We start from the raw sequence: 26,319 nt of genomic DNA, 5'->3' as shown, positions 1-26,319 counted from the left end.
CCTTGAGCAGCGCCGCGCCCCACGCCACCGGCCAGGACCAGCTCTGGTCGGTGGACGAGCACCTGGAGGACATCCTCGCCGCCGTCCGCCCCCTCGAACCCATCGAGCTTCAGCTCCTCGACGCCCAGGGCTGCGTCCTGGTCGAGGACGTCACGGTGCCGGTGTCGCTGCCGCCGTTCGACAACAGCTCCATGGACGGGTACGCGGTGCGGGTCGCGGATGTCGTGGGCGCGAGCGAGGAGTTCCCGGCCGTCCTGGATGTCGTCGGGGACGTCGCGGCGGGCCAGGCCGACCTGCTCCGGGTGGGCCCGGGCCAGGCCGCCCGCATCATGACGGGCGCTCCGCTGCCGCCCGGCGCCGAGGCCGTCGTCCCCGTGGAGTGGACCGACGGCGGGCTCGGCGAGGGGCCGGTCAGCGGGATGCGCGCCCGTAGCCTCGCCCCCGAGGGCGCCTCCGGGCAGGTGCGCGTGCACCGGTCGGCGGAGGCACGCGCGCATGTGCGGGCGGAGGGCAGCGACGTGAAGGCGGGCGACCGCGCCCTGGAGGCGGGCACCGTCCTGGGGCCGTCGCAGATCGCCCTGCTCGCCGCGATCGGCCGCGGCACGGTCCGGGTGCGCCCGCGCCCGCGCGTGGTCGTCATGTCCACCGGCAGCGAACTCGTCCAGCCCGGCGAGGAGCTGGGCGGCGGACAGATCTACGACTCCAACAGCTTCGCCCTCACCGCGGCCGCCCGCGACGCCGGCGCGATCGCCTACCGGGTGGGCGCCGTCGCCGACGACGCCGAGACCCTCCGCTCCACCATCGAGGACCAGCTCGTCCGCGCCGACCTCGTGGTCACCACGGGCGGCGTCAGCGTCGGGGCGTACGACGTCGTCAAGGAGGCGCTGTCGCACGTCGGCGACGAGGACGAGGCGGGCAGCGGCATCGACTTCCGCAAGCTCGCCATGCAGCCCGGCAAGCCCCAGGGCTTCGGCACCATCGGCCCCGACCACACCCCGCTGCTGGCGCTGCCCGGCAACCCCGTGTCGTCGTACGTCTCCTTCGAGCTGTTCGTACGGCCGGCGATCCGCACCCTCATGGGGCTCGAGGACGTCCACCGGCCCACCACGCGCGCGACGCTCACCGCCGACAAGGCGCTGACCTCGCCGAAGGGCCGCAGACAGTTCCTGCGCGGCGTGTACGCCGACGGCGCCGTCAGGCCGGTCGGCGGTGCCGGATCCCACCTGGTCGCCGCCCTCGCGCACGCCGACGCACTGATCGTCGTCCCCGAGGACATGACGTCCGCCGAGCCCGGCACCCAGCTCGAGGTGGTCCTGCTCGGCTGAGCCCACGCGCGCGTACCTGCTCGCAGGACGGTCCTGCCCCGTTGCGCGCCCCGGCTTGGCGGTACCGTGTCGCGCACAACAGGCCCCCCGTGCGCCGCACCGCGACGGGCCCGGACCAGGAGCGCAACACCATGACTGTGCCTTCCCGGGGGGAGACCCCCGGACCCCCTGTGCAGGACCGACTGACGCACATCGACGACGCGGGTGCCGCCCGCATGGTCGACGTGTCCGACAAGGACGTCACCGCGCGCACCGCCCGCGCCAGCGGCCGCGTCCTCGTCTCGCCCCGCGTGGTCGAACTGCTGCGTGGCGAGGGGGTGCCCAAGGGCGACGCCCTGGCGACCGCGCGGATCGCGGGCATCATGGGAGCCAAGCGCACCCCCGACCTGATCCCGCTGTGCCACCCCTTGTCGGTGTCCGGTGTGAAACTGGATCTGTCGGTCGCGGACGACGCCGTGGAGATCCTGGCCACGGTGAAGACGACGGACCGCACGGGCGTCGAGATGGAGGCCCTCACCGCGGTCTCCGTCGCCGCGCTCACCGTGATCGACATGGTCAAGGCGGTCGACAAGGGAGCGGTCATCACGGACGTACGGGTGGAGGAGAAGACGGGCGGCAAGTCGGGCGACTGGAGCCGGACATGAGCGGCGGCCCCTACCGTGCGCTGGTCGTGACCGCCTCCAACCGCGCCGCCGCGGGCGTGTACGAGGACAAGGGTGGTCCGCGGATCGCCGACGGCCTCCAAGGCCTCGGGTTCGCCGTCGACGGGCCGCAGGTGGTCCCCGACGGGGACCCGGTGGAGGCCGCGTTGCGCGCTGCCGTGGCGGCCGGGTACGACGTCGTCGTCACCACCGGCGGCACCGGCATCTCGCCCACCGACCGCACCCCCGAGGCGACCCGCCGGGTGATCGACTACGAGGTGCCGGGCATCGCGGAGGCCATCCGGGCGTTCGGACGGGAGAAGGTGCCCACCGCGGCTCTCTCCCGAGGCCTGGCCGGAGTCGCGGGCGGGACGCTGATCGTCAACCTGCCGGGTTCGACCGGCGGCGTGAAGGACGGACTGGCCGTCCTCGAACCCCTGTTGGTCCACGCCGTCGACCAGATCCGCGGCGGCGACCACCCCAGACCCGGCGTCAGTCATGGGGGTGCGAGCTGAACAGCCCGTCCTGGCCTGTCGAGCTGGTGGACGGCGATGTCGTCCTCCGGCCGATAAAGCTGCGCGACCAGCGGATGTGGCGCGAGGTCAACCGGCGCAACCGTGACTGGCTGCGCCCCTGGGAGGCGACCATTCCGCCGCCCACGCCCAGCGGGCCGATCGCGCACCGGCCGACCTACCGCCAGATGGTCCGGCACCTGCGTTCGGAGGCGAACGCGGGCCGGATGCTGCCGTTCGTCATCGAGTACCAGGGGCGCCTCGTCGGGCAGTTGACGGTCGCGGGGATCACCTGGGGTTCGATGTGCTCGGGGCACGTCGGCTACTGGGTGGATCAGTCGGTGGCCGGTCGCGGGGTGATGCCGACGGCCGTGGCACTCGTCGTGGACCACTGTTTCCGGACCGTCGGACTGCACCGCGTCGAGGTCTGCATTCGGCCCGAGAACGGACCGAGCCGCCGGGTCGTGGAGAAACTGGGATTCCGCGAGGAGGGGCTCAGGCCCCGTTATCTCCACATCGACGGCGCCTGGCGCGACCACCTCGTCTTCGCGCTCACGGCGGAGGAAGTCCCGGAGGGCCTGCTGAGCCGCTGGCGGCGCACACGTCCGCAGAGCGCTCCCCGGGACCAGGGAATCCCGCACAGCCCGGGGAATTGAATATATGTTCGAAATTGATCGGCCGGTGACCGCCTCGGGGCATCAAATTCGCACCCGCGGCGGCTTGGTGATCGCATCGGTCACAAAAAAAGCTCGAAATATCAGCCGGATCGTGCGACACACCGGCCCAATTGGCGGATGGCCTCACGCAAACCCCTCTACCGTGTGAGTTGTGAGCAGCAGCGGCCTCATCTACGCAGTCATTGTCGGGGCCTGGGCCGCCTACTTGGTGCCGATGTGGCTCCGTAGGCAGGACGAGCTGAACGAGGCCCGTCCGACGGAGCGCTTCAGCACCGCCATCCGGTTGCTGTCCGGACGGGCGGGCATGGAGCGCCGATACGCCAAGGACCTGCGGGCGCGCTCCACCGAAGAGGGGGAGCCCGGCGCCGGTGTTCCGGACGCCGTCACCGACTCGGTGGACGTCCGGGCCTTCGCCATGCCTCCGACCCGCCCGCAGGCGCAGGCAGTGGTACAGGCGCAGGCGCCGGAGCCCGCGGAACCGACACGTGAACCGATGCGCGAACCGGCGCGCAAACAGCAGTCCGCGTCGGCACCCGAACCCGCCGGCGCGCCGGAGCGGAAGCGGGTGCCGGACGACCGGCGCTCACCCTCGGCACAGGCGGCCGCAGCGCGCGCCCAGCGCTCCAAGGCGCTTGCGCGCCGGAGGCGTACGACCGTCATGCTCTTCCTCGCGTTCACGCTCGGCGCGATCGCCGCGGCCGTCGGGGGGCTCGCGTTCCTGTGGGCGCCCGGCGTGCCCGCCGTGCTGCTCAGCGCGTACATCGGCTACCTGCGCGCCCAGGAGCGCCGGCGCTTCGCCTTCCAGATGGACCGGCGCCGCGCCGAGGTCGCGGCGCAGCGGCTGCGCGAGCGTGCGCGCCAGCCGCGCCGGCGCACGGCCATGGACACCGGCACGCATGCCCAGCCGGACGCCGACGAACCCGAGGAGGCGTACGAGGCGGAAGAGGACCCGGGGATGTCCGCGCTCGCCGCCGACCGGCGCGCGCTCGTCGAGCAGACCGACCACGCGGAGTGGGTCGACCAGCAGCGGGAGCGGCAGCGGCGGCCGGGCCGGGGAGAGAGCTGGGAGCCCGTGCCGGTGCCGTTGCCGACGTACGTGACCGCCCCGGTCGCTCCCCGGGCGACGGCCGACGTGGATCTCGGGGCGCCGGACGCGTGGAGTTCCGCACGGTCGAGCTCCGTCGCGCGGGAGCCGGAGTCCGGGGCCGACGGCGGTGCCGCGGCGGGCGAGGGGCCCGCCGACGCCGGGCAGGCGGAGGAGAAGGGCGACGGGGGCGGGCGGAGCGATGCCCGCCGGGCCGCGTCCGCTCGCCGGTCGCGGGAGCGCGGACGTACGCCGTTGTTCGACCAGTACGAGGACGGCGGGCGCCCTCGGGCCGCCAACGAGTGAAGCTCTGCCGGGGCGCCACGCATGTGCCCCCGTCTCACCTGCATGGTGTCCGCACGGGGGCCCCGGCAACGGATTTCCGAGCACGCCGATCGGGATGCTAGAGTTTCACTCGTTGCAAGGGCCTGTGGCGCAGTCCGGTAGCGCACCTCGTTCGCATCGAGGGGGCCAGGGGTTCGAATCCCCTCAGGTCCACTGCATCACGAGATCCCGTCCAGTTCATCGAACTGGGCGGGATCTCTTGCGTTCTGAGGCGTCGGCATCCGGCTGCCGGCTACAGCCCCTTGGCGTAGCAGCGGCTCGACTCGTAGAAGCGGTAGTGGCCGAACTTCGTGCACGGCTCGTAGCCGCTGGAGGTGTAGAGGCCGATGGCCTCGGGCTGCTCGACGCCGGTCTCCAGGACCATGCGGACGCGGCCTGCCGCGCGGGCGTCGTCCTCCAGGGCGGCGAGCATCCGGCGGGCGAGACCGCGGCCGCGCGCCTCCGCGACGACGTACATGCGCTTGAGCTCGGCGTCGCCGTCCTCGTTGCCCTGGTCGTTCTCGTCCTGGGTGCGCCAGCCGCCCGTCGCGAGGGGTCTGTCGTTCTCGTCGTACGCGATCAGGTACACGCCGTTCGGTGGCTGGAAGTCCGAGGCGTCCAAGGGTGTGGCGTCCCCGCCGTCGCCGTAGCGCACGTGGTACTCGGCCTGGACCTCGGCGTCGAGCTTGACGGCGTCGGGGTGGTCGTAGGGAACAATACGTATATTCATGCTGATCACTGTACATGTATGCGCAATTGAAGTACGGGCTCCGTACAGTGTGCCGGTATCGTGCCCGGGTGCTGACTGTGACCTCTGTGAACGTGAACGGCCTGCGGGCTGCCGCCAAGAAGGGCTTCGTGGAGTGGCTGGCGGACACCTCCGCCGACGTGCTCTGCCTCCAGGAGGTGCGCGCCGAGCCGCAGCAGCTGCCCGAGCCGGTGCGCGCCCCGGAGGGCTGGCACGTCGTACACGCTCCGGCCGCGGCCAAGGGGCGTGCGGGCGTCTCCCTCTACACCCGGCGTGAGCCCGACGCCGTCCGGGTCGGCTTCGGGTCGGCCGAGTTCGACGGCAGCGGACGGTACGTCGAGGCCGACCTGCCGGGCGTCACCGTCGCCTCGCTCTATCTGCCCTCCGGTGAGGTCGGCACGGAGCGGCAGGACGAGAAGGTCCGCTTCATGGGCGAGTTCCTCGCCCACCTGAAGGGGCTTCGCGAGCGGGCCGCCGCCGACGGGCGTGAGGTCGTCGTCTGCGGCGACTGGAACATCGCCCACCAGCAGGCCGACCTCAAGAACTGGCGTGGCAACACCAAGAACTCCGGCTTCCTGCCGGAGGAACGGGAGTGGCTGGGGCGGGTCCTCGACGCGGAGGAGGGCGGGTACGTCGATGTCGTACGGGCCCTGCATCCGGATGTGGAGGGGCCGTACTCGTGGTGGTCGTACCGGGGGCAGGCCTTCGACCGCGACACGGGATGGAGGATCGACTACCAGATCACGACCCCCGGGCTGGCGGCGAAGGCCGTCAAGGGGTTCGTCGAGCGGGCGGCCACGCACGCCGAGCGGTGGTCCGATCACGCGCCGGTGACGGTGGTCTACGACCTCTAGGACAGGCCCGAGTCCCGCTTGCGCAGGTGCCGGTCCAGTGCCAGGGACAGTTCCGCCTCCACCACGCTGCGGGCCAGTGGGCGCAGGCGCTGGAGGTCCTCCTCGGGGGCGTGACGCAGGACCAGGTTCCTGAAGAGTTCCGCCAGGGCGTCCGCGTGCTCGCGGACCTGCTTGGCAGCCGCCAGGACCTCCGCGAGGGGGATGCCCTCGCGGACCAGGGCCGAGGAGACGTCCAGCAGGCGGCGGCTGATGTGGACGATCTCGTCGCCGTCGGTGCCGAGGTAGCCGAGGTCCAGCGCGGCGGCGAGGTTCTCCGCGGTGACCTCGCCCTCGAAGCGGGCGGCGAGTTCCTCGGGGGTGAGGCGGACCGGCTCCTCCTCGGTGGGGGCGTCGAGGCCGATGAGCTCGGCCACGTCGCGGCCGTGGTCGAGGGCGTCCGCCAGTTCGGCGATGCCGTTGAGGGTGTGGCCGCGCTCCAGAAGGGCGGAGACGGTGCGCAGGCGGGCCAGGTGGCTGTCGTCGTACCAGGCGAGACGGCCCTCCCGGCGCGGTGGGTGGATCAGCTTGCGCTCGCGGTAGAAGCGCAGGGTGCGCACCGTGATCCCGGCCTCCCTGGCCAGCTCCTCCATGCGGTATTCACGCTTGTCAGCCACGCCCGCACTCTATGTCGTACCGCCGGTAACTTTCCTCGTTCGGCCCCTACCGCTCGGTACGCGGCTGCTCTACAGTCCGACCGTGCCAGTGTTTACTGGCGCGGTCGCAGGGGCAGCGTCGTAGGGCAGGAGGTGTGTCGGCATGACCGAACACGTACGGGTGGCGGTGATCGGGTCCGGGTTCGGCGGGCTGGGGGCCGCCGTGCGGCTGCGCCGGGAGGGGATCACCGACTTCGTGGTCCTGGAGCGCGCCGACAGCGTCGGCGGCACCTGGCGGGACAACACCTACCCGGGGTGCGCCTGTGACGTGCCCTCTCACCTGTACTCCTTCTCCTTCGCGCCCAACCCCGACTGGCCGCGCACCTTCTCCGGGCAGGAGCACATCCGCGCCTATCTGGAGCGCGTCACGGACGTCTTCCGGCTCCGTCCGCACATCCGTTTCGGCGCCGAGGTCCAGCGGATGACGTGGAACCCGCAGGAGCTGCGCTGGGACATCGAGACGGCGGCCGGCGCGTTCTCCGCCGACGTCGTCGTCTCCGCCACGGGCCCGCTGTCCGACCCGCGGATCCCGGACCTGCCGGGGCTGAACTCCTTCCCCGGCAAGGTCTTCCACTCGTCGCGCTGGGACCACGACCACGACCTGCGCGGCAAGCGGGTCGCGATGGTGGGGACGGGGGCGTCCGCCATTCAGATCGTGCCCGCCATCCAGCCGCAGGTCGGCCGTCTCACCCTCTTCCAGCGCACCCCGCCCTGGGTCATGCCCCGCGTCGACCGCGCCATCACCGGCGCCGAGCGCGCCCTGCACCGGGCCCTGCCCGTCACCTCCCAGCTGCGCCGCGGACTGCTGTGGGGCCTGAGAGAGTTGCAGGTCCAGGCCTTCACCAAGCATCCGAACGAGCTCGGCTTCGTCGAGCAGCTGGCCAAGCGCAACATGGCCCGCGCGATCAAGGACCCGGCGCTGCGGGCCAAGCTGACCCCCGACTACCGGATCGGCTGCAAGCGGATCCTGCTGTCCAGCGAGTACTACCCGGCCCTGGCCCGGCCCAACGTGGACGTAGTGGCGAGCGGGCTGCGCGAGGTCCGCGGCTCCACCCTCGTCGCCGCCGACGGCACCGAGACCGAGGCCGATGTGATCGTCTTCGGCACCGGTTTCCACGTCACCGACCTGCCGATCGCCGAGCGGGTCGTGGGTGCCGAGGGCAAGACGCTGGCCGAGTCCTGGAAGGACGGCATGGAGGCCCTGCGCGGCGCCTCCGCGGCCGGCTTCCCCAACTGGTTGACGATCATCGGGCCCAACACCGGCCTCGGGAACTCCTCCATGATCCTGGTGATCGAGTCCCAGCTGAACTACATGGCCGACTTCGTACGGCAGTTGGACGTGCTGGGCGGCCGCGCGGCCCTCGACGCCCGCCCGAGCGCCGTGCACGCGTGGAACCGCCGGGTGCAGGAGCGCATGAAGCGCACGGTGTGGAACACCGGCGGTTGCACCAGCTGGTACCTGGACGCGAACGGCCGCAACACCACCATCTGGCCGGGGACGACGAGCGAGTTCCGGCGGGCGACCCGGCGGGTGGACCTCGCGGAGTATCAAGTCCTGCGGGTTCCGGCCGGCAAGCGGGCCACGCAGGGCGAGAAGACGGAGGCGACCGCATGAGCCGCCTCACCCGCCTCAGCTCCGTCGCCTCCGGCCCCTACGCCCCGCCCGCCCCCGCCCGTGAGCTGACCGCCGTCTCCGCCGACGGCGCCCGCCTGCACGTCGAGGTCCACGGCCCCGACGGCGCCCCGCCCGTCGTCCTCGCCCACGGCTGGACCTGCTCCACCGCCTTCTGGGCGGCCCAGATACGCGAACTGGCCACCGACCACCAGGTGATCGCCTACGACCAGCGCGGCCACGGACGCAGCCCGGCGAGCCAGGCGTGCGGTACGGACGCGCTCGCCGACGACCTGGAAGCCGTACTGGAGGCGACCCTCGCGCCCGGCGAGAAGGCTGTGGTCGTCGGGCACTCCATGGGCGGCATGACGGTGTTGGCGGCCTCCGCCCGCCCCGCCTTCCGGGCGCACGCGGCGGCCGTCCTGCTGTGCAGCACGGGCAGTTCGCGGCTGGTCGCCGAGTCGACCGTCGTACCGATCCGGGCCGGACGGTTGCGGACCTGGCTGACCCGGCACATCCTCGGGTCGAGGGCGCCGCTCGGGCCGGTCACGCCACTGGCCCGGCGGATCCTCAAGTACGGCACGATGGGCGCCGGTTCGGCGCCGCACATGGTCGAGGCGTGCGCGCGGATCGTGCACGCGTGCCCGCGCAAGGTCAGATACGCCTGGTCGCAGGTGCTCGACCTGCTCGATCTCGACCAGGGAGTAAGGGAGTTGGCGGCGCCGACGGAGGTGGTCGTGGGCACGGCCGACCGGTTGACGCCGCCGGTGCACGCGCGCTCGCTGGCCGCCGCGCTGCCGCACTGCCTCGGTCTCACCGAGCTGCCCGGCCTCGGGCACATGACCCCGGTCGAGGCGCCCGAGCTGGTCACCGGAAAGATCCGGGAACTCGTCACCGCGTACGTACATGTCAAGGAGGGCGCATGAGCAGGGTCAGCCTCGAGGGGCAGGTCGCGGTCGTCACCGGAGCCGCGCGCGGCGTGGGGGAGCTGCTCGCGCGCAAGCTGTCCGCGCGTGGTGTCAAGGTGGCGCTGGTCGGACTGGAGCCGGACGCCCTCAAGCAGGTCTCGGAGCGGCTGCACAGCGACAGCGCCCACTGGTACGCCGACGTCACCGACCAGGAGGCCATGGCCCGGGTCGCGCGGGAGGTCAAGGAGCGGTTCGGGAAGGTCGACATCGTCGTCGCCAACGCCGGGGTCGCCACCGGCGGACCGTTCGTCGACTCCGACCCGGAGGCCTGGCGGCGGGTGATCGAGGTCAACCTGATCGGCTCGGCGGTGACGGCGCGCGCCTTCCTTCCGGCGTTGATCGAGAGCCGCGGGTATCTGCTCCAGATCGCGTCCCTGGCCGCCATCACGCCCGCGCCGATGATGACCGCGTACTGCGCGTCCAAGTCGGGCGTGGAGGCGTACGCGCACAGCCTGCGCGCCGAGGTCGGCTACAAGGGCGTGCGGGTGGGGGTGGGGTACCTGTCGTGGACCGACACGGACATGGTGCGCGGGGCGGACCAGGACGAGGTGATGCGGGAGCTGCGGCAGCGACTGCTGTGGCCGGCGAACAAGACCTATCCGCTGGGGCCCGCCGTCGACCGGATCGTCGCCGGCATCGAGCGGCGGTCCAGTCATGTGTACGCACAGTGGTGGCTGCGTGGGATGCAGGGGGTGCGCGGGCATCTGCCGGGCCTCATCGGGAGTGTGGGGCAGCGGGAGATGCGCAGGTTCGCGCCCAGGTTGCAGGGCATGCGGTCCGGGCTGGTGGGAGCGGGTGGGGCGGCCGACGAAGAGGCGCGCGCTACGCACCGTAACTGATCGAAATGCGCGCTGTGTTCCCCCATGCCAGGCTGGTCGAGGCTTAACCCCCTCACCCACAACAGGAGTGAACTGACATGGGTATGAAGGACAAGTTCCAGGAGCAGGCCGAGCAGATGCAGCAGAAGGGCAAGCAGAAGGCCCAACAGGGCAAGCAGAAGGCCGAGCAGGCCAAGCAGCAGGCCCAGCAGCAGCGCGGCAAGATCCAGGACGACGCCGAGCGCCAGCGCCAGCAGGAGCAGGACCGCTTCAACGAGGACTACGACGCCTGAAGCGCACTGCCTCGGTGAGCAATGAGTGAGGGGTGCCCCTGACGAGGGGCACCCCTTCCTCACGTCCGCGGTGGCTCAGGCCCGCGGCGGCAGCTTCGGCCGCGACCGGTCCGGTACGCGGCTGTAGTCCGGAGGGCTCGCGGGCGGGTTCGTGCCCAGGAGGTCCAGGGCGAGTCGCACCGCGTCGCCCAACTGGGCCTGCCGCCCCTCCGCCCAGTCCAGGGGCGTGCGGAGGATCTCCAGGTCGGGGAGCACCCCGTGGTTCTCGACGGTCCAGCCGTACGCCTCGAACCAGGCCGCGTTCATCGGCACCGTGATCACCGTGCCGTCGCCCAGCCGGTGCCGCCCGGTCATGCCGACCACCCCGCCCCAGGTCCGCTGGCCGACCACCGGGCCGAGCTTCAGCAGCTTGAAGGCGGCCGTGATCATGTCGCCGTCGGAGGACGTGGCCTCGTCGGCGAGGGCGACCACCGGGCCCCGGGGGGCGTTCGAGGCGTACGACACCGGCTGGGCGTCACGCGTCAGATCCCAGCCGATGATCTTGCGCGTGAGCTTCTCCACGACCAGCTCACTGATGTGGCCGCCGGCGTTGCCGCGCACGTCCACGAGGAGCGCGGGCCGGGACATCTCCATGCGCAGGTCCCGGTTGAACTGGGCCCAGCCGGAGCCGCCCATGTCGGGGATGTGCAGATAGCCGCAGTGGCCGCCGCTCAACTCCCGTACCACCTCGCGGCGTTTGGCCACCCAGTCCTGGTAGCGCAGCGGCCGCTCGTTGATCAGCGGCACCACGGCCACCCGACGGGGCCGGCCGGCCTCGCCCTCCGCCGAGTCGGAGGGTTGGGCGAAGGTCAGCTCCACCGTCGTACCGCCCGCGCCCGCCAGCAGCGGGTACGGTCCCGCCACCGGGTCCACCGGACGTCCGTCGACGTGGGTGAGGATCGCCCCCTCCCGGATGCCCGTGCCGGCCAGCGGTGAGCGGGCCTTGGAGTCGGAGGAGTCGCCCGCCAGGATCCGCTTGACGGTCCAACCGCCGTCCCGGCGCACGAAGTTGGCGCCCAGCAGGCCCTGCCAGCGCTGGTAGTGCGGCGGGCCCTCGTTGCGGCGGGCGGCGGTGACGTACGCGTGCGAGGTGCCCAGCTCGCCCAGTACCTCACGCAGCAGGTCGGCGAACTCGTCCGGGGACGCGACCCGTTCGACCAGTGGCCGGTACTGGTCCAGCACGCCGTCCCAGTCGACGCCGCTCATGCCCGGATCCCAGAAGTAGGCGCGGATGAGGCGGCCCGCCTCCTCGTACGACTGGCGCCATTCGGCGCCCGGATCGACCTCGTGCAGGATGCGGCGCAGGTCGATCCAGACCGTCGTGTCGGCGTCGCCGGCCTCGCTGGACGGCACCGCCCGCAGGTCGCCCTCGTCGACGACGACCAGCCGTGTCCCGTCCCCGCTCACCGCGAACCAGTCCAGATGTTCGACGAGTTCGGACTTCTTCGCCTTGGTGATGGTGAAGTACTCCAGTGTGGGCCGCCCGCTGGTGTCGGCCGGGTTCACGAACGTCTCGCCCAGCGCGCCCGAGATCGGCCAGCGCAGCCAGACGAGCCCACCGCCCGCGACCGGATTCAGTGCCGAGTACTTGGAGGCGGGGACCGGGAACGGTGTCACCCGGCTCTCCAGTCCCTCGAGCTCGACGGTCACCGCGCCGCCGCCGCCCTCGTCCTCCACGGGGTCCAGGCCTCCGGCGGCCGGGCGGCCCTCGGGGGTCAGGGCGAAGGGGGAGGGAGTCGCCGACGAGAGCGGAACCAGGTAAGGGCGGCAGCCCAACGGGAAGGACAGGTCCCCGGTGTGCACGTCGTACACGGGGTCGAAGCCGCGCCAGGAGAGGAAGGCGAGGTAGCGGCCGTCCCGGGTGAAGACGGGGTTCTCGTCCTCGAAGCGGCCGTTGGTGACGTCGACGATCAACCGGTCCTTTATCCGCGCCATCTTGATCTGCCGCAGCGACCGCCCGATCCCGGGATGCGACCAGGTCAGCCACGCCCCGTCCGGCGAGAAGGCCAGGTCCCGCACGGGTCCGTTGATCGACCGGATGAGCTCGGTGACCTCGCCGTCGGTGATCTCGCCGCCGGAGTCCTCGGTGCCCGCGGCGGCCGCTTCGTCGGACACGACGGCAGCCGCTTCGTCGGACACGCTGATCAGCAGCAGCCGTCCGTCGTGCGCGGCGATGGCGATGCGCTCACCCTCCGGATCGGAGACCATTTCCAGGACCCGCCCCAGTTCCCCGGAGGCCAGGCGCCTGGGCTCGCGGTCGCCCGTCGCTCTCGGCAGACAGGCGATCTCGATCGCGTCCTCGCCCTCCGCGTCCGTCACGTACGCGACCTGCCCGCTGGAGCCGAGCATCTCCGGCAGCCGGACCCGTACGCCCGGGGTGTCGGTGAGGGTGCGGGCCGGCCCGTCCCGGTGCGTCAGCCAGTACAGGCTCCCGCGCACCACGACAGCGCTCGCCCGCCCGGTCTCGTCCACGGAGATGCCGTCCACGTGCTGTGCGGCCGGCACCTGGTACGTACGGCGTCCGGCGCGCGGGCCGCCCAGCCGTACGTCGAGCTTGCGGGGGACGGAGTCCGCGGCCAGACCGTCCACGATCCACAGGTCGCCCGCGCACTGGTACACCACCCGGGTGCCGTCGCTGGAGGCGTGCCGGGCGTAGAAGGCGTCGTGGTCGGTGTGGCGGCGCAGGTCGGAGCCGTCGTACGCGCACGAGTACAGGTTGCCGATGCCCTCGTGGTCGGAGAGGAAGGCGATCCGTCCGCCGACGAACATCGGGGAGTGCAGATGGCCGCCGATGCCGGCGACCAGCTGCTGCCCGTGCAGCCACAGGCGGCCCATGGCCCCGCCCCGGTAGCGCTTCCAGGAGGCCGGTTCGTGCGGCGGGGTGCCGGTGAGGAGGAGTGTCCTGCGTTCCCCGTCGATGTCGGCGACCTGGATGTCGGCGACCGGGCCCCAGGGCAGCCGGCCGCCGGGGTCGCCGTCGGTGGGCACCTTGTAGGCCCAGGTGAAGTGCGAGAAGGGCTGGCCGTGGGAGGCGACGGCGAGGATGTCGCCGTCCGGGGTCCAGCCGCAGACCTGGGTGTCGGCATTGCCCCAGTAGGTGAGTCTTCGTCCGGGACCGCCGTCCACCGAGGTCAGATGGATCTCGGGGACGAGGCTGCGCCAGGTCGTGTACGCGATCCGGCGGCCGTCGGGCGAGAAACGGGGGTGGCCGACCTTGGTGCGGTCGACGGTGAGCCGCCAGGCGCGGCCCGGTCCGTCGAGCGAGGTCAGCCAGAGGTCGTCCTCGGCGACGAAGCACAGCAGGTCTCCGTTGAGGTGGGGCAGGCGCAGATAGCTCACCTCCCCATGCTTTTCCTCCGAATGGACCCGGGCAACTCGTAATAAAGGGGTGCAGGTCACTCAAGCGTGACTCAGGACACGTACGAAACGGTTTCGTTTCGCAGATGGCTGCGCTACATTCATTACGTACGAATACGAAACCGTGTCGTTCGGAGTGGGAACGGTGAGTGGCATGACTGAGGTCGCAACGGCGCGTCGCAGTCGGATCACGCCCGAGCGTGAGGCCGAGTTGTACGAGGCCGTGCTCGACCTGCTCCGGGAAGTCGGCTACGACGCCCTCACCATGGACGCCGTGGCCGCCCGCACCCGGTCCAGCAAGGCGACGCTCTACCGCCAGTGGGGCGGCAAGGCCGAGCTGGTGGCGAAGGCGGTGCGGCACAACAAGCCCCACGGCTCCTTCGACGACATAGACACCGGGTCGCTCCAGGGCGATCTGCACGCCCTCACGCTGCGTTCGGACGACTGCCACATGGAGCAGAACTCCGCGCTGATGCGGGGTCTGGTCATGGCGATCCACGGCAACCCGGATCTCCTGCAGGCGTTCCGGGAGCATCTGATCGACCCGGAGGTGGCGGAGTTCCGTCGCGTGCTGCAACGGGCGGTCGACCGGGGTGAGGTCCGTGCGGACAACCCGGCGATCGAGTACGTGATGCACATGATGATCGGTGGATTCGCCGCCCGCGCGATGATCGACGAGAAGCCGCCGACACAGGCCTTCCTCCTTTCGTACATCGACGCCGTGGTCCTCCCCGCCCTCGGCGTGCCCACCGTCTGACAAGTCCCCGCAGCTGGCCCCCACCTGACGTAACCGCTCACGTCGTCGGGCTGATCACCCCTGCCCTGAAAACCCCACGACTGACCGGGAGTTCGCCTTCGTGGCCACATTCCTCTACAAACTCGGCCGGTTCGCCTTCCGGCGACGGCACTTCGTTGCCCTGATCTGGGTGGCGCTGCTGACCCTCGCCGGTGTCGGCGCGGCCAGCGCCCCCGCGGCGGGCAGCTCGTCCTTCTCCATCCCCGGTACGGAAGCGCAGAAGGCTTTCGACCTGCTGGAACAGCGCTTCCCCGGCATGAGCGCCGACGGCGCGACGGCACGCGTCGTCTTCAAGGCGCCGAGCGGCGAGAAGATGACGGACGCCGCCAACAAAGCGACCGTCGAGAAGACGGTGAAGGAGCTGTCCGACGGCTCCGAGGTCGTCTCCGCCGCCGACCCGTTCAAGGCGAACGCGGTCAGCAAGGACGGGACGATCGCGTACGCGTCCGTCAAGTACAAGGTCTCCGGCATGGAGCTGGAGGACGCGTCCAAGGACGCCCTGAACGAGGCCGCGCAGAACGCTCGGGACGCGGGGCTGACCGTCGAGATCGGCGGTGACGCGCTGACGGCGGTGCCCGAGACCGGTGCGACGGAGGTCATCGGCATCGCGATCGCCGCGGTCGTCCTCGTCATCACCTTCGGTTCGCTGCTCGCGGCCGGTCTGCCCCTGCTCACCGCCCTGATCGGCGTGGGTATCGGCGTCTCGACGATCACGGCACTGGCGAACGCGCTGGACCTGGGCTCGACCACCTCCACCCTCGCCATGATGATCGGCCTCGCGGTCGGCATCGACTACGCGCTGTTCATCGTCTCCCGCTACCGGGCCGAGCTGGCCGAGGGCCGGGAGCGTGAGGACGCGGCCGGTCGGGCCGTCGGAACGGCGGGCTCCGCGGTGGTCTTCGCGGGCCTGACGGTGGTCATCGCGCTGGTCGGCCTCTCCGTCGTCAACATCCCGATGCTGACGAAGATGGGCGTCGCGGCGGCGGGCACGGTCGCGATCGCGGTGCTGATCGCGCTGACGATGATCCCGGCGCTGCTGGGCTACGCGGGCCGCAAGGTGCAGCCGGCGGGCAGGAAGAGCAAGCTGCTGGGCGGCGGCCGGGCGGCGAGGAAGGCCGCTTCGGGAGCCCCGGCCAAGCCGAACATGGGCACGCGCTGGGCGAGCTTCGTCGTACGCCGTCCGGTGGCCATCCTGCTGCTGGGCGTGGTCGGACTCGGCGCGGCGGCCCTCCCGGCGACCTCGCTGGAACTGGGTCTGCCCGACGACGGCTCGCAGCCGACGTCGACGACCCAGCGACGAGCGTACGACCTCCTGTCGGAGGGCTTCGGCCCCGGCTTCAACGGCCCGCTGATGGTCGTGGTCGACGCGGAGTCGAGCGACTCCCCGAAGGCCGCCGTCACCAAGGTCACCGACGAGATCAAGGGCCTCAAGGACGTCGTGACGGTGACCCCGGCGACGTACAACAAGGCCGGCGACACCGCGACGATCACCGTGATCCCGGACTCCAAGCCGTCCTCGGTCACCACCGAGGACCTGGTGCACGGCATCCGTGACGCGGGCACGGAGATCAAGGCCGACACGGACGCGCAGGTCCTCGTCACCGGCTCGACGGCGATGAACATCGACTTCTCGCAGAAGATGAACGACGCGCTGCTGCCGTACCTGACGCTGGTGGTGGGCCTGGCCTTCCTCCTCCTGATCTTGGTCTTCCGCTCGATCATGGTCCCGCTGAAGGCGGCCGTCGGCTTCCTGCTGAGCGTGATGGCGGCGCTGGGCGCCGTGGTCGCGGTCTTCCAGTGGGGCTGGCTGTCCGGGCTGCTGGGCGTCGAGGAGACCGGCCCGATCATGTCGATGATGCCGATCTTCATGGTGGGTGTCGTCTTCGGTCTCGCGATGGACTACGAGGTGTTCCTCGTGACCCGGATGCGCGAGGCGTACGTCCACGGGGAGACGCCGAGCCAGGCCATCGTGACCGGCTTCAAGCACGGCGCACGGGTGGTCACGGCCGCGGCCGTCATCATGATGGCCGTCTTCTCCGGCTTCATCGGCTCCAGCGAGTCGATGATCAAGATGATCGGCTTCGGCCTCGCGATCGCGGTCTTCTTCGACGCGTTCGTGGTCCGTATGGCCATCGTCCCGGCGGTGCTCGCCCTGCTCGGCAAGAAGGCCTGGTGGCTGCCGAAGTGGCTGGACCGCGCCCTGCCCAACGTGGACGTGGAGGGCGAGGGCCTGCGTACGGCCGACGGCTCCAGGGACACGGACCCGGACGAGGACCGGGAGCTGGTACGCGCCTGACGCGACGGCTCCGCTGAGAGAGACCAGCCGGTGAGGGTCCCGTGGGGACGGGGTGCCCTCACCGGCTTCCCTTTGTCACGACCGGGTCCGTCGCGACCGAGCCGTCGACCGGGGCGGCGGGCCCCGACCTCGAAGCCCCGCGTCCACGCCCCGTAACCCGGTCGCCTGTCTCGTACACGTACCGCTAGCGTGCCGTGCATGACGACGACGACCGATGGCACTGCCCCCGAGGACTCCGCAGCTCATCCCCGGTTCGCCGAGGCCCTGCGTGAGTTGGGGCTCGCAGACCTGCATGCACGGATCCGGCGCTTCCCGGACGCCACCCGTACCGCCGCCGAGGCCGCCGCGGCGATCGGGTGCGAGCTGAGTCAGATCTGCAAGTCGCTGATCTTCGCGGCGGACGGCGTGCCGGTGCTGGTCCTCATGGACGGGGCGTCCCGGGTGGACGTGGAGCTCGTGCGCAAGGAGCTCGGCGCCGAGAAGGTGACGCGGGCCAGGGCCGATGTCGTACGGGAGACGACGGGGTACGCCATCGGGGGCGTGCCGCCCTTCGGGCACCGGACGAGGACCCGGGTGCTCGCCGACCGGTCCCTGCTCGGGCACGACATCGTCTGGGCCGCCGCCGGAACCCCGTACACCGTCTTCCCCATGGAGCCGAGGACGCTGATCGCCCACGCCGGCGCGACACTCGTGGACGTGCGCGAGCTCGCCTCGTGACTCCACTCGTGACGGCTGCCGTACTGCTGGCCGCGGTCACGCACGCCGGCTGGAACGCCATCGCCCACCGGATCACCGACAAACTGGTCGGGTTCACGCTGATCGCGGGCGGCGGACTGCTGCTCGGGCTGGCGGCGGCGCCGTTCGTGGCGTTCCCGGCGGCGAAGGCGTGGCCGTATCTCCTGGCGTCCGCCGCCATCCACATCGCGTACTACGCGCTGCTGATGACGTCGTTCCGGCTGGGTGACTTCGGGCAGGCCTATCCGATCGCGCGGGGCAGCGCGCCGCTCGTGGTCACCGTGCTCGCCGCCGTCTTCGCGCACGAGGTGCCGGACGGCTGGGCGGCCGCGGGCATCGCCGTGTCCTGCGCGGGGCTGACGGGCGTCGCGCTGTGGGGGCTGCGCGGACGCAGGCCCGACTGGGCGGCGATCGGGGCCGCGTTGGCGACCGGCCTGACCATCGCGGCGTACACGGTCGTCGACGGGCTGGGGGTGCGCGCCTCGGGCTCGTCCCTCGGGTACATCGCGTGGCTGATGGCGGTCCAGGGCGGTGTCCTTCCCGCGTACGCCCTCTACCGCCGACGCCGGGAACTGCCCGCCGTCCTGCGGCCCTTCGCCGGAGTGGGGCTGCTCGGCGCGGCCCTGTCCGTGGCGGCGTACGCACTGGTGCTGTGGGCGCAGACGAAGGCCGACCTGGCACCGATCGCGGCCCTGCGCGAGTCGTCGATCATCGTGGGTGCGGCGATCGGCGCGCTGTTCTTCAAGGAGCGTTTCGGGGCGCCGCGGATCGCGGCGGCGGGGCTGCTGGTGGTCGGGATCGGGCTGATGCTGCACGCCGGTTAGGCGCAGGCGGAGGCACTGTCCTTCGGCGCGCGGATTCCCGACCGCACTGGGTGCGTCCGTGCCCCGTGAGGCGCACCCTGGAAGCAGAGGTTCCGGAGGTGATCGTCATGATGCACACCGCAGTGGGATGGCATGTCGAGATGGAGTTCCAGGAGGACGACCAGCACACGCGCGCGGTCGCGCTGGTGCGTCTGCCCGACGGCAGCGAGGTACGGGCGCACGGCCATGCCAGCCGTCACCACTCCGACTCCAATCAGCCGAGGGTCGGGGAGGAGGTGGCGGGTGCCCGTGCGCTGAACGAACTGGCCATGCAGCTGCTGACCAAGGCGCACGGGGAGATCGACGCGGCATCCGGGCGGACCTCGCATTCGATCAACGTCTGAGCCCGGGTGCGGGAGCAGCACGCGCGGACGACGCGCGTGCCGCTTCCGTGCGGCTCGCGCGGCTTCGCCCACGGGCGGTGTCTCAGCGAGGCAGCGTCTCCCGCACCGCCCGCACCAGCGCCTGCGCCCGCGGATCGGCCGTCACGCTCTTCCTGAACCCGTTCGTCACATAGCCGAAGGCGATGCCCGACTCGGGATCGGCGAAGCCGAGCGCGCCGCCGCGGCCGGGGTGGCCGAAGGAGCTGGGGGAGAGGAGCGGCGAGGCCGCGCCGTGCAGCATGTAGCCCAGGCCGAAGCGGGTGTGGACCACCAGGACGCGGTCGGCGCCCGCCGACCGCTCGCCGCGGGCCAGCTCCACCGTCTCCGGCGTGAACAGCCGTGTTCCACCGTCCACTTCGCCGATCAGGGAGGCGTAGAAGCGGGCCAGTCCGTCGGCCGTCGCGATGCCGTTGGAGGCGGGCAGGGCCGCCGCCCGGTACGCCGGGTCGTTCTCGTCCGGCAGGGGCGTGATCGCGGCGAAGGCGCGGCGGGTCAGGGAGTCGGGATCGGCGTAGGCGTCGGCGACGGACCGCTTGGGCCGCGTCCGCAGACCGCCCGCCTCGGCCGGCGGCTCGACCGGCCCGACCCGGCCCACGCGGCCGGTCTCCGTCCCGGGCAGTCCGAGCCAGAGGTCGGCCCCGGCCGGCCCGGCGATCCCGGCCGCGACCCACTCGCCGACCGGCCGGCCGGTGATCCGCCGGACCAGCTCGCCGGTCAGCCAGCTGTACGTCTGCGCGTGGTAGCCGTGCTCCGTCCCCGGCTCCCACACCGGCGCCTGCGCCGCGACCGCCGCCGCCCCCAGGTCGGGGTCGGCCGCCTCGGCCGGGCTCAGCGGCCGGTCCAGCACCGGGACGCCCGCGCGGTGCGCGAGCAGATCCCGTACGCGCGTCCGTTCCTTGCCCGCCGCCTTGTACTCGGGCCAGTACGTGCCGACCGGCGCGTCGAGGTCCAGCTCGCCGCGCTGGTGCAGCAGCAGGAGTACGGCGGCGGCGACGCCCTTCGTCGCCGAGCGCACGATCTGGGCCGTGCCCCGCTCCCAGGGCGCCGTGCCGTCGACGTCCTTCGTCCCGCCCCACAGGTCGACGACCCGGTGCCCGTCCCGGTAGACGGCGACCGCCGCGCCCCGGTCCCCGAGCACCTCGAAGTTCCGTACGAACGCCGCCCTGACCGGCTCGAAGCCCTCGGCCACTGTGCCGTTCACGTTCACGGCCGTACTTCCCTTCGGCTGCTCCGGATCGCCTTCAACCGTGGGTGCAACGCCCTGGTCGAGCCTGCGATTCCTTCGTTTCGTCAGCCGAGAAGGATCGTTATGTCGATGTTGCCGCGGGTCGCGTTGGAGTACGGGCAGACCTCGTGGGCCGCGTCCACCAGCTTCGCGGCGATGTCCGGATCGAGGACCGGGAGGGAGACGCTCAGGGCGACCGCGAGGCCGTAGCCGTGGGTCTTGTTCGGGCCGATGCCGACCTTCGCGGCGACCGTGGAACCGGTCAGGTCGTAGCCGGAGCGGTTGCCGACCAGGATCAGCGCGTTGTGGAAGCAGGAGCTGTAGCCGGCCGCGAAGAGCTGTTCCGGATTGGTGCCGTTGCCGTCGCCGCCCAGCTCCGGCGGCATCGCGACCTTCAGGTCGATCTGGCCGTCCTGACTGGTGACGTAGCCGTCCCGGCCGCCGTGCGCGGTGGCCTCGGCGACGAACATGATCTTCGTCGGGCGGGTGTCGACAGCGGCGCCTTCGATCACGGCGGGACCTCCCCCAGGGCGTTACGAGTACACAAGTACATCGTGCACAAGGTACCGGCCGGTAGGGGTCGGGTGAAGGTGGGGGGAGTAATCGTCGGCAACCACCGGGCGGTGGGTCGCAGGGGCAGGTCAGTGGGGGCGCTCGGCCGCGCCGTGCGCCCGTTGGGCGAGCAGCCACAGCTCCTCGCGCAACCTCGCGATCTCCGTCGTGCCGAGCCCCGTCGCCGTGAGCAGTGCGCCGGGCACGCGCGCGGCGCGTTCCCTGAGCGCCTCCCCGCGCCCGGTGACCGCGATGAGCACCGAGCGCTCGTCGCGCGCCGAGCGCTCCCGGCGCACGAGCCCCGCCGAATGCAGCCGCTTCAGCAGCGGCGAGACCGTGCCGTAGTCGAGCCGCAGTGCCTCGGTCAGCTCCTTGACCGTGATCTCGCCGCGCTCCCAGAGCACCAGCAGTACGAGGTACTGCGGGTAGGTGAGCCCGAGCTCGTCGAGGAGCGGGCGGTACGCCGCCGTCACCGCGCGCTGGGCCGCGTACAGCGCGAAGCACAACTGGTCGTCCAGCAGCAGCGACCCGGCGTCCGGTCGTGCGTCCGGCCCGGAGTCCGACCCGGCGTCCTCTTGATGCGTCACGCGCCCATTGTCACCGAGCGCGGGTCGAAGCCGAAGGGCAGCTCCAGGCGGTGGGCCCGCATCAGTTCGTCGTCCGCGAGCAGTTCGCCCGTCCGCCCGTCGGCCGCGATCACGCCCTCGCTCAGGATCAGGGCGCGCGGGCACAGCTCCAGCGCGTACGGCAGGTCGTGCGTCACCATCAGCACCGTCACGTCCAACGACCGCAGGATGTCGGCGAGTTCGCGCCGGGAGGCGGGGTCCAGGTTCGACGAGGGTTCGTCCAGGACCAGGATCTCCGGCTCCATCGCCAGCACGGTCGCCACGGCCACCCGGCGGCGCTGCCCGAAGGAGAGGTGGTGCGGCGGGCGGTCCTTGAACTCCGCCATGCCGACCTGCGCCAGCGCGCGGTCCACACGCTCCTCCAGCTCCGGCCCCTTCAGCCCGGCCGCCGCCGGCCCGAACGCCACGTCCTCGCGGACGGTCGGCATGAAGAGCTGGTCGTCCGGATCCTGGAAGACGATGCCCACCCGGCGGCGGATCTCCGCCATGTGCTTCTTGCCGACGGGCAGCCCCGCGACCGTCACCGTGCCCGCCCCGCCGGTCAGGATGCCGTTGAGGTGCAGCACGAGGGTCGTCTTGCCCGCGCCGTTCGGCCCGAGCAGCGCGACCCGCTCGCCGCGCCCGATCGAGAGGTCCACGCCGAACAGGGCCTGGTGGCCGTCGGGGTACGCGAAGGCCAGTCCGGCCACTTCCAGCGAAGGTGTCACAGAGTCCATCCCAGCAGACATACGACGAGGGCGGTGAAGGGGAGGGCGAGGGCGTACGACCACTGCGCCCGGGAGGCGGTCACCTCGTCGATGACCGGCATCGCGCCGGCGTACCCCCGGCTGACCATGGCCAGGTGCACGCGCTCGCCGCGCTCGTAGGAGCGGATGAACAGCGCGCCCGCGGACTTCGCGAGCACCCCCCAGTGCCGTACGCCCTTCGCCTCGAACCCGCGCGACTCCCGTGCGATCCGCATCCGCCGCATCTCGTCGGTGATGACGTCGCCGTAACGGATCATGAAGGAGGCGATCTGCACCAGCAGGGGCGGGAGCTTCAGGCGTTGCAGGCCGAGGAGGAGTTCGCGCAGCTCGGTGGTGGAGGCGAGCAGGACGGAGGCGGCGACGCCGAGGGTGCCCTTGGCGAGCACGTTCCAGGCGCCCCACAGGCCGTTCACGCTCAGGGAGAGGCCGAGTACGTCCACCCGCTCGCCCTCCGCCACGAACGGCATGAGCACGGCGAACGCGACGAACGGCACCTCGATCAGCAGCCGTTTCAGCAGGAAACCGGCGGGCACGCGCGCGACGTACGCGACGGCGCCCAGCAGGACGGCGTACAGGCCGAACGCCCACATCGCCTCCCGCGGGGTCGACACCACGACCACCACGAAGGCGAACGCGGCGGCGAGCTTGGTGTGCGGCGGCAGCCCGTGCACGGGGGAGTGCCCGTGCCGGTAGAGCCGGTGTGCGTGCCCTGCGCCCATCTCAGACGCCCGTGCTCGCCGGGGACACATCGGCCGTACGCCGTCTGCGTACCGCCCAGAACACCGTGCTGCCCGCCACGACGGTGACGCCGACGCCGATCACGCCCGCGAGACCGCCGGACAGGCGCGCGTTCTCGACGTCCTTGACGCCGTAGTTCGCGAGCGGGGAGTCGGCGGACGCGTGCTTGTCGGTCTTCTGGTCGATGCCCTTGTCGTGGGCGACCTTCTCCAGGCCGTCGGGGTTGGCGGAGGCGTAGAAGCTGACGAAGCCGGCGAGGACCAGGGAGGTGACGAGACCGGTGATCCACAGTGTGCGGCGGGAGGTCCGCGCGGCCACCGGGGCGGGCGCGGCGGTGGGTACGTCGACCAGCTCGCCGTGCACGCGCAGCTTCAGCCGCTGCTCCAGGCCGCGCGCGCCATGGACGAGGTCCGGGCGTACGGCGATCACGGCGCCGACGGTCAGCGCGGTGATCACGGCCTCGCCGATGCCGATCAGCACATGCACGCCGATCATGGCGGTGGCGACCTTGCCGATGGCGACGTCCGTGGTGCCGCCGACCGCGTACATCAGCGTGAACGCCACGGCGGCGGCCGGGACGGAGACGAGGGCGGCGACGAAGGAGGCGACGGTCACCGACCGTCGCTTGCGGGGCAGCACCTTCAGCAGGCCGCGGAAGACGGTGTACGACACGACCGTCGTCACGATCGCCATGTCGGTGATGTTCACGCCGAGGGCGGTCAGGCCGCCGTCGGCGAAGAGGATGCCCTGCATGAGCAGGACCACGGACACGCACAGGACCCCTGTGCAGGGGCCGACGAGTATCGCGGCGAGCGCGCCGCCGAGCAGATGCCCGCTCGTCCCCGCCGCGACGGGGAAGTTCAGCATCTGTACGGCGAAGATGAACGCCGCCACGAGTCCCGCCAACGGGGCCGTGCGCTCGTCGAGTTCGCGGCGCGCGCCGCGCAGGCTCACGGCGATGGCTCCCGCGGCGACGACTCCGGTCACGGCGGAGGTGGGCGCGTTGATGAATCCGTCAGGCACATGCACCGTTCGATGATAGTGGCTTAATGCGAATGAGTTGCAAGAGCGAGATGCTCGTGCATCGCACGTACATACATACGGGATGTTTCATGTCAGGAGGCAGGTTTCGTGAAATATGCGACATTGGAGTGGAAGCGGAGGCACAGCTTTCGCACAGGTGACGCACGGTTAGGGGCCGTCCGATGTCTGTAGTCGAGCAGTACGCCCGAGCCCATATCGTCACGGACGAGGACATCCAGGAGGATCCGGGTGCCATCCCCGTGGTCCTGCGCTACGACCCGGATGCCGACCCCCGCGCCGTCCGCATAGACCTCCCCGGCACGCACGAGTGGACGTTCTCCCGGTCCCTGCTGGAGCAGGGGCTGCGGGCCCCGGCGGGCTCGGGAGACGTACGGGTGTGGCCGTGCGGCCGGGTTCAGGCCGTCGTCGAGTTCCACTCGGCGCAGGGGGTCTCGGTGGTGCAGTTCGAGTCGAAGACGCTGGCGCGTTTCCTGCGCCGTACGTACACGGCGACGCCCGTGGCGCACTGAGGGCGCCCGGAGAGCGTTGAGGCAGCCGCGTCGAAGGAGTCGCTCAACCGCCCATCCGCAGCAGTGACGCCACGATCGGGCCCGCCGTGTCACCGCCGTGGCCGCCCGCCTGGACGACGCCGGCCGCCGCGAGATCACCGCGGTACGCCGTGAACCAGCCGTTCGGCTTGTCCTGGCCGTCGACCTCCGCCGAGCCCGTCTTGGCGCCGTAGTCCGGGCCGAGCCCCGACATCGCCTCCGCGGCGGTGCCGTAGGCGGCCGTGTACTGCATGAGCTCGCGCAGTTGCGACAGCGTGGACCCGGACATCGTGCGGGAGGCGGTGGCCAGCGTGCGGTTGTCCACGCTCCGGGAGACCAGGTACGGCTGGTGGAAGACGCCCGACTTCACCGTCGAGGCGACGGACGCCATGTTCAGCGGGTTCATCCGCACCCCGCCCTGGCCGATCAGCGACGCCGCCTTCTGCGCCGCGCTCTGCACCGGCACCGCGCCGTCGAAGGAGGGCACACCGATCGCCCAGTTGTTCATCGACAGGCCGAAGACCTGCTGCGCCTGCTTGGTCAGGTCGTCGTTCTCCAGCTCGCCCGACTGGCTGATGAAGGCCGTGTTGCAGGAGCGCGCGAAGCTCGCCTTGAACGTGCCGCCCTTGATCTCGAAGTCGTCGTCGTTGTGGAACTTCCAGCCGCCGTAGGTGAAGGTCTTGGGGCACGGGTGCGTCTTGTCCGCCGACGCGAGGCCCTTGTCGATCAGCAGCGACGAGGTGATGACCTTCATCGTGGAGCCGGGGGCCAGCGAGCCCTGGAGCGCGGTGTTGAAGCCGTGGTTGGTGTTCGCCACCGCGAGGATCTCGCCCGTCGACGGACGCATGACGACCACCGACGCCTTCGCCTGCTTGGCCACCTGCTGCTCCGCCGCGGCCTGATAGATCGGGCTCAGCGTGGTCTTCACCGTGCCCGGCGTGCCCTTGCTCAGCTCCAGGAGGGTCTTGTCGGAGGCCTTCTTGGCCTTCGCCGCCTTCCCGCGCACCACCTGGAGCTCGATTCCGGCCTTTCCACCCGCCGTCTTGCCGTACTTCTCGCGCAGTCCGTCCAGCACCGTGCCCAGCGACGGGTACTTGGCGGCGGTGATCTCCCCGCCGTGGCGGTCCAGCGCCGTCACCGGCGGGGTGCCGGACTCGCCGGTGACGAGCGTGTCGCCGTCCTGGAGGTCGGGGTGGACGACGGAGGCGTGCCAGTCCACCAGCGGCTTGCCGTCCGCCGTCCGGCGTACGACCGTGAGCGCGCTGTCGTACGTGAGCGGCTTGCTGATGCCCTTGTACGTCACCGTGCCCTTCACCGAGAACGGCACTTTGTCGCCGTCGCGGGTGCCCGTGGTGAGGGTGACGCCTGTGATGTGGGCGTCCTTGGTGTAGCCGGTCAGCAGGGCGGTCGCGGCCGCGGAGTCGTCGGTGACGGCCGCGGCCTGGGTGACCCTGCCCTGCTGCCACGCCGTCAGGAACCCCTGGGCCGCGGTGGTGACCTCGGTCGCCGACAGCGGCCCGGTCTTGACGGCCTTCGCCTTCGCGCTGGCCGCCGTCGCCGCGCGCCCCTCGGCCGCGGCCCCGCCGTCGTACAGCGCGTACACCCCGAACCCGGCGCCCCCGACGACGACGGCGACCATCCCGCCGACCATCGCCGGTCTCGTTCGCCGCCGCTCGGCGACCCGTCTCCTGTTACCCACTGTCCGACCCTCCGCGCTTCCCCAGGGCCCCCTCGCCCCGCTGTCCACGTTGCCCTCACGCACCCCAACGACAGCAACAGCCTAGAGTCCCGCTCTGTGCGGGTGACGTGAGCCACCCGTACGACTGCTTTCACCACCCGCGCGC

General features: G+C 71.4%; 26 protein-coding genes and 1 tRNA gene. 17 read left to right on the top strand and 10 right to left on the bottom strand.

Translation table 11 applies throughout. The annotated features are described in order from the left end of the window. Positions 1–2: 2 nt before the first annotated feature. The 6 genes from glp to ACFY16_RS23140 all read left to right on the top strand — a co-directional run bounded on the left by glp (position 3) and on the right by ACFY16_RS23140 (position 4,737). Entirely contained in the window at positions 3–1,325 is a 1,323-nt protein-coding gene (glp, locus tag ACFY16_RS23165) for a gephyrin-like molybdotransferase Glp (RefSeq protein WP_390649054.1), read from the top strand. A gap of 131 nt (positions 1,326–1,456) precedes the next feature. Then, on the top strand, positions 1,457–1,969 hold the full coding sequence (gene moaC, locus ACFY16_RS23160; RefSeq protein WP_351144399.1) for a cyclic pyranopterin monophosphate synthase MoaC: 513 nt from the start codon (positions 1,457–1,459) through the stop codon (positions 1,967–1,969). Next, entirely contained in the window at positions 1,966–2,481 is a 516-nt protein-coding gene (locus tag ACFY16_RS23155; RefSeq protein ID WP_390649053.1) for a molybdenum cofactor biosynthesis protein B, read from the top strand. Before moaC ends, ACFY16_RS23155 begins: the two co-directional genes overlap by 4 nt. Positions 2,482–2,507: 26 nt before the next feature. Further along, on the top strand, positions 2,508–3,134 hold the full coding sequence (locus ACFY16_RS23150; protein WP_390649052.1) for a GNAT family N-acetyltransferase: 627 nt from the start codon (positions 2,508–2,510) through the stop codon (positions 3,132–3,134). 172 nt (positions 3,135–3,306) lie between these two features. Next, complete coding sequence (gene glpR / locus ACFY16_RS23145; RefSeq protein ID WP_390649051.1) at positions 3,307–4,545, top strand: gephyrin-like molybdotransferase receptor GlpR; 1,239 nt, start codon at positions 3,307–3,309, stop codon at positions 4,543–4,545. 118 nt (positions 4,546–4,663) lie between these two features. Continuing rightward, a tRNA-Ala gene (locus ACFY16_RS23140) sits at positions 4,664–4,737 on the top strand. A gap of 79 nt (positions 4,738–4,816) precedes the next feature. Here the strand turns inward: ACFY16_RS23140 and ACFY16_RS23135 are convergent. Continuing rightward, the gene (locus ACFY16_RS23135) at positions 4,817–5,293 is read right to left on the bottom strand and encodes a GNAT family N-acetyltransferase (RefSeq protein WP_390649050.1); all 477 of its coding nucleotides are present in this window, start codon (positions 5,291–5,293) and stop codon (positions 4,817–4,819) included. A 68-nt stretch (positions 5,294–5,361) separates the two neighbouring features. Here ACFY16_RS23135 and ACFY16_RS23130 point away from each other — a divergent pair, with 68 nt between their 5' ends. After that, positions 5,362–6,165 carry an exodeoxyribonuclease III gene (locus tag ACFY16_RS23130; protein WP_390649049.1) on the top strand — a complete coding sequence of 268 codons (804 nt, stop codon included), beginning with the start codon at positions 5,362–5,364 and terminating at the stop codon, positions 6,163–6,165. Here ACFY16_RS23130 and ACFY16_RS23125 read toward each other — a convergent pair. Continuing rightward, complete coding sequence (locus ACFY16_RS23125) at positions 6,162–6,794, bottom strand: MerR family transcriptional regulator (RefSeq protein WP_390649247.1); 633 nt, start codon at positions 6,792–6,794, stop codon at positions 6,162–6,164. The genes ACFY16_RS23130 and ACFY16_RS23125 overlap by 4 nt on opposite strands. 166 nt (positions 6,795–6,960) lie before the next feature. On the opposite strand from ACFY16_RS23125, the gene ACFY16_RS23120 reads away from it, so the two are divergent. The 4 genes from ACFY16_RS23120 (at position 6,961) to ACFY16_RS23105 (ending at position 10,548) form a co-directional block, all read left to right on the top strand. Beyond that, positions 6,961–8,472, top strand: a complete 1,512-nt coding sequence (locus ACFY16_RS23120; RefSeq protein ID WP_390649048.1) for a flavin-containing monooxygenase — start codon at positions 6,961–6,963, stop codon at positions 8,470–8,472. After that, entirely contained in the window at positions 8,469–9,395 is a 927-nt protein-coding gene (locus ACFY16_RS23115) for an alpha/beta fold hydrolase (RefSeq protein ID WP_390649047.1), read from the top strand. Before ACFY16_RS23120 ends, ACFY16_RS23115 begins: the two co-directional genes overlap by 4 nt. Beyond that, the gene (locus tag ACFY16_RS23110; RefSeq protein WP_390649046.1) at positions 9,392–10,276 is read left to right on the top strand and encodes an SDR family oxidoreductase; all 885 of its coding nucleotides are present in this window, start codon (positions 9,392–9,394) and stop codon (positions 10,274–10,276) included. The genes ACFY16_RS23115 and ACFY16_RS23110 overlap by 4 nt, the downstream gene beginning before the upstream one ends. A gap of 77 nt (positions 10,277–10,353) precedes the next feature. Further along, positions 10,354–10,548, top strand: a complete 195-nt coding sequence (locus ACFY16_RS23105) for a hypothetical protein (RefSeq protein WP_390649045.1) — start codon at positions 10,354–10,356, stop codon at positions 10,546–10,548. A gap of 75 nt (positions 10,549–10,623) precedes the next feature. Here the strand turns inward: ACFY16_RS23105 and ACFY16_RS23100 are convergent, their stop codons facing one another. Continuing rightward, entirely contained in the window at positions 10,624–13,926 is a 3,303-nt protein-coding gene (locus tag ACFY16_RS23100; protein ID WP_390649044.1) for a S41 family peptidase, read from the bottom strand. A gap of 172 nt (positions 13,927–14,098) precedes the next feature. Between ACFY16_RS23100 and ACFY16_RS23095 the strand changes: the two genes are divergently transcribed. The 5 genes from ACFY16_RS23095 to ACFY16_RS23075 all read left to right on the top strand — a co-directional run bounded on the left by ACFY16_RS23095 (position 14,099) and on the right by ACFY16_RS23075 (position 18,978). Further along, on the top strand, positions 14,099–14,701 hold the full coding sequence (locus tag ACFY16_RS23095) for a TetR/AcrR family transcriptional regulator (RefSeq protein ID WP_390649043.1): 603 nt from the start codon (positions 14,099–14,101) through the stop codon (positions 14,699–14,701). A 100-nt stretch (positions 14,702–14,801) separates the two neighbouring features. Next, the gene (locus ACFY16_RS23090; RefSeq protein WP_390649042.1) at positions 14,802–17,036 is read left to right on the top strand and encodes an MMPL family transporter; all 2,235 of its coding nucleotides are present in this window, start codon (positions 14,802–14,804) and stop codon (positions 17,034–17,036) included. A gap of 198 nt (positions 17,037–17,234) precedes the next feature. Continuing rightward, a complete protein-coding gene (locus tag ACFY16_RS23085) occupies positions 17,235–17,753 on the top strand; it encodes a YbaK/EbsC family protein (RefSeq protein WP_390649041.1) in 519 nt (172 codons plus the stop codon). Then, complete coding sequence (locus ACFY16_RS23080) at positions 17,750–18,595, top strand: EamA family transporter (protein ID WP_390649040.1); 846 nt, start codon at positions 17,750–17,752, stop codon at positions 18,593–18,595. Before ACFY16_RS23085 ends, ACFY16_RS23080 begins: the two co-directional genes overlap by 4 nt. A 107-nt stretch (positions 18,596–18,702) precedes the next feature. Beyond that, complete coding sequence (locus ACFY16_RS23075) at positions 18,703–18,978, top strand: DUF1876 domain-containing protein (RefSeq protein WP_390649039.1); 276 nt, start codon at positions 18,703–18,705, stop codon at positions 18,976–18,978. Positions 18,979–19,060: 82 nt separating this feature from the next. Here ACFY16_RS23075 and ACFY16_RS23070 read toward each other — a convergent pair whose 3' ends face one another. The 6 genes from ACFY16_RS23070 to ACFY16_RS23045 all read right to left on the bottom strand — a co-directional run bounded on the left by ACFY16_RS23070 (position 19,061) and on the right by ACFY16_RS23045 (position 23,933). After that, positions 19,061–20,224, bottom strand: a complete 1,164-nt coding sequence (locus ACFY16_RS23070; RefSeq protein WP_390649038.1) for a serine hydrolase domain-containing protein — start codon at positions 20,222–20,224, stop codon at positions 19,061–19,063. Between the two features lie 83 nt (positions 20,225–20,307). After that, positions 20,308–20,754, bottom strand: coding sequence for an organic hydroperoxide resistance protein (locus tag ACFY16_RS23065; RefSeq protein WP_390649037.1), 447 nt, complete (start codon positions 20,752–20,754; stop codon positions 20,308–20,310). Positions 20,755–20,883: 129 nt separating this feature from the next. Beyond that, entirely contained in the window at positions 20,884–21,381 is a 498-nt protein-coding gene (locus tag ACFY16_RS23060; protein ID WP_390649036.1) for a MarR family winged helix-turn-helix transcriptional regulator, read from the bottom strand. Beyond that, on the bottom strand, positions 21,378–22,136 hold the full coding sequence (locus ACFY16_RS23055) for an energy-coupling factor ABC transporter ATP-binding protein (protein WP_390649035.1): 759 nt from the start codon (positions 22,134–22,136) through the stop codon (positions 21,378–21,380). The genes ACFY16_RS23060 and ACFY16_RS23055 overlap by 4 nt, the downstream gene beginning before the upstream one ends. Then, the gene (cbiQ, locus tag ACFY16_RS23050; RefSeq protein WP_390649034.1) at positions 22,124–22,885 is read right to left on the bottom strand and encodes a cobalt ECF transporter T component CbiQ; all 762 of its coding nucleotides are present in this window, start codon (positions 22,883–22,885) and stop codon (positions 22,124–22,126) included. The genes ACFY16_RS23055 and cbiQ overlap by 13 nt, the downstream gene beginning before the upstream one ends. Before the next feature lies 1 nt (position 22,886). Next, positions 22,887–23,933, bottom strand: a complete 1,047-nt coding sequence (locus ACFY16_RS23045) for an energy-coupling factor ABC transporter permease (protein WP_390649033.1) — start codon at positions 23,931–23,933, stop codon at positions 22,887–22,889. Positions 23,934–24,109: 176 nt separating this feature from the next. On the opposite strand from ACFY16_RS23045, the gene ACFY16_RS23040 reads away from it, so the two are divergent. Beyond that, the gene (locus tag ACFY16_RS23040; RefSeq protein ID WP_390649032.1) at positions 24,110–24,457 is read left to right on the top strand and encodes an SsgA family sporulation/cell division regulator; all 348 of its coding nucleotides are present in this window, start codon (positions 24,110–24,112) and stop codon (positions 24,455–24,457) included. Positions 24,458–24,500: 43 nt separating this feature from the next. Here the strand turns inward: ACFY16_RS23040 and ACFY16_RS23035 are convergent, their stop codons facing one another. After that, the gene (locus tag ACFY16_RS23035) at positions 24,501–26,174 is read right to left on the bottom strand and encodes a penicillin-binding transpeptidase domain-containing protein (RefSeq protein WP_390649031.1); all 1,674 of its coding nucleotides are present in this window, start codon (positions 26,172–26,174) and stop codon (positions 24,501–24,503) included. Positions 26,175–26,319: the final 145 nt, after the last annotated feature.

Source organism: Streptomyces sp. NPDC001315 (genome assembly GCF_042896175.1).
Lineage (GTDB): Bacteria > Actinomycetota > Actinomycetes > Streptomycetales > Streptomycetaceae > Streptomyces.
This window is presented reverse-complemented; position numbering and strand designations above follow the sequence as displayed.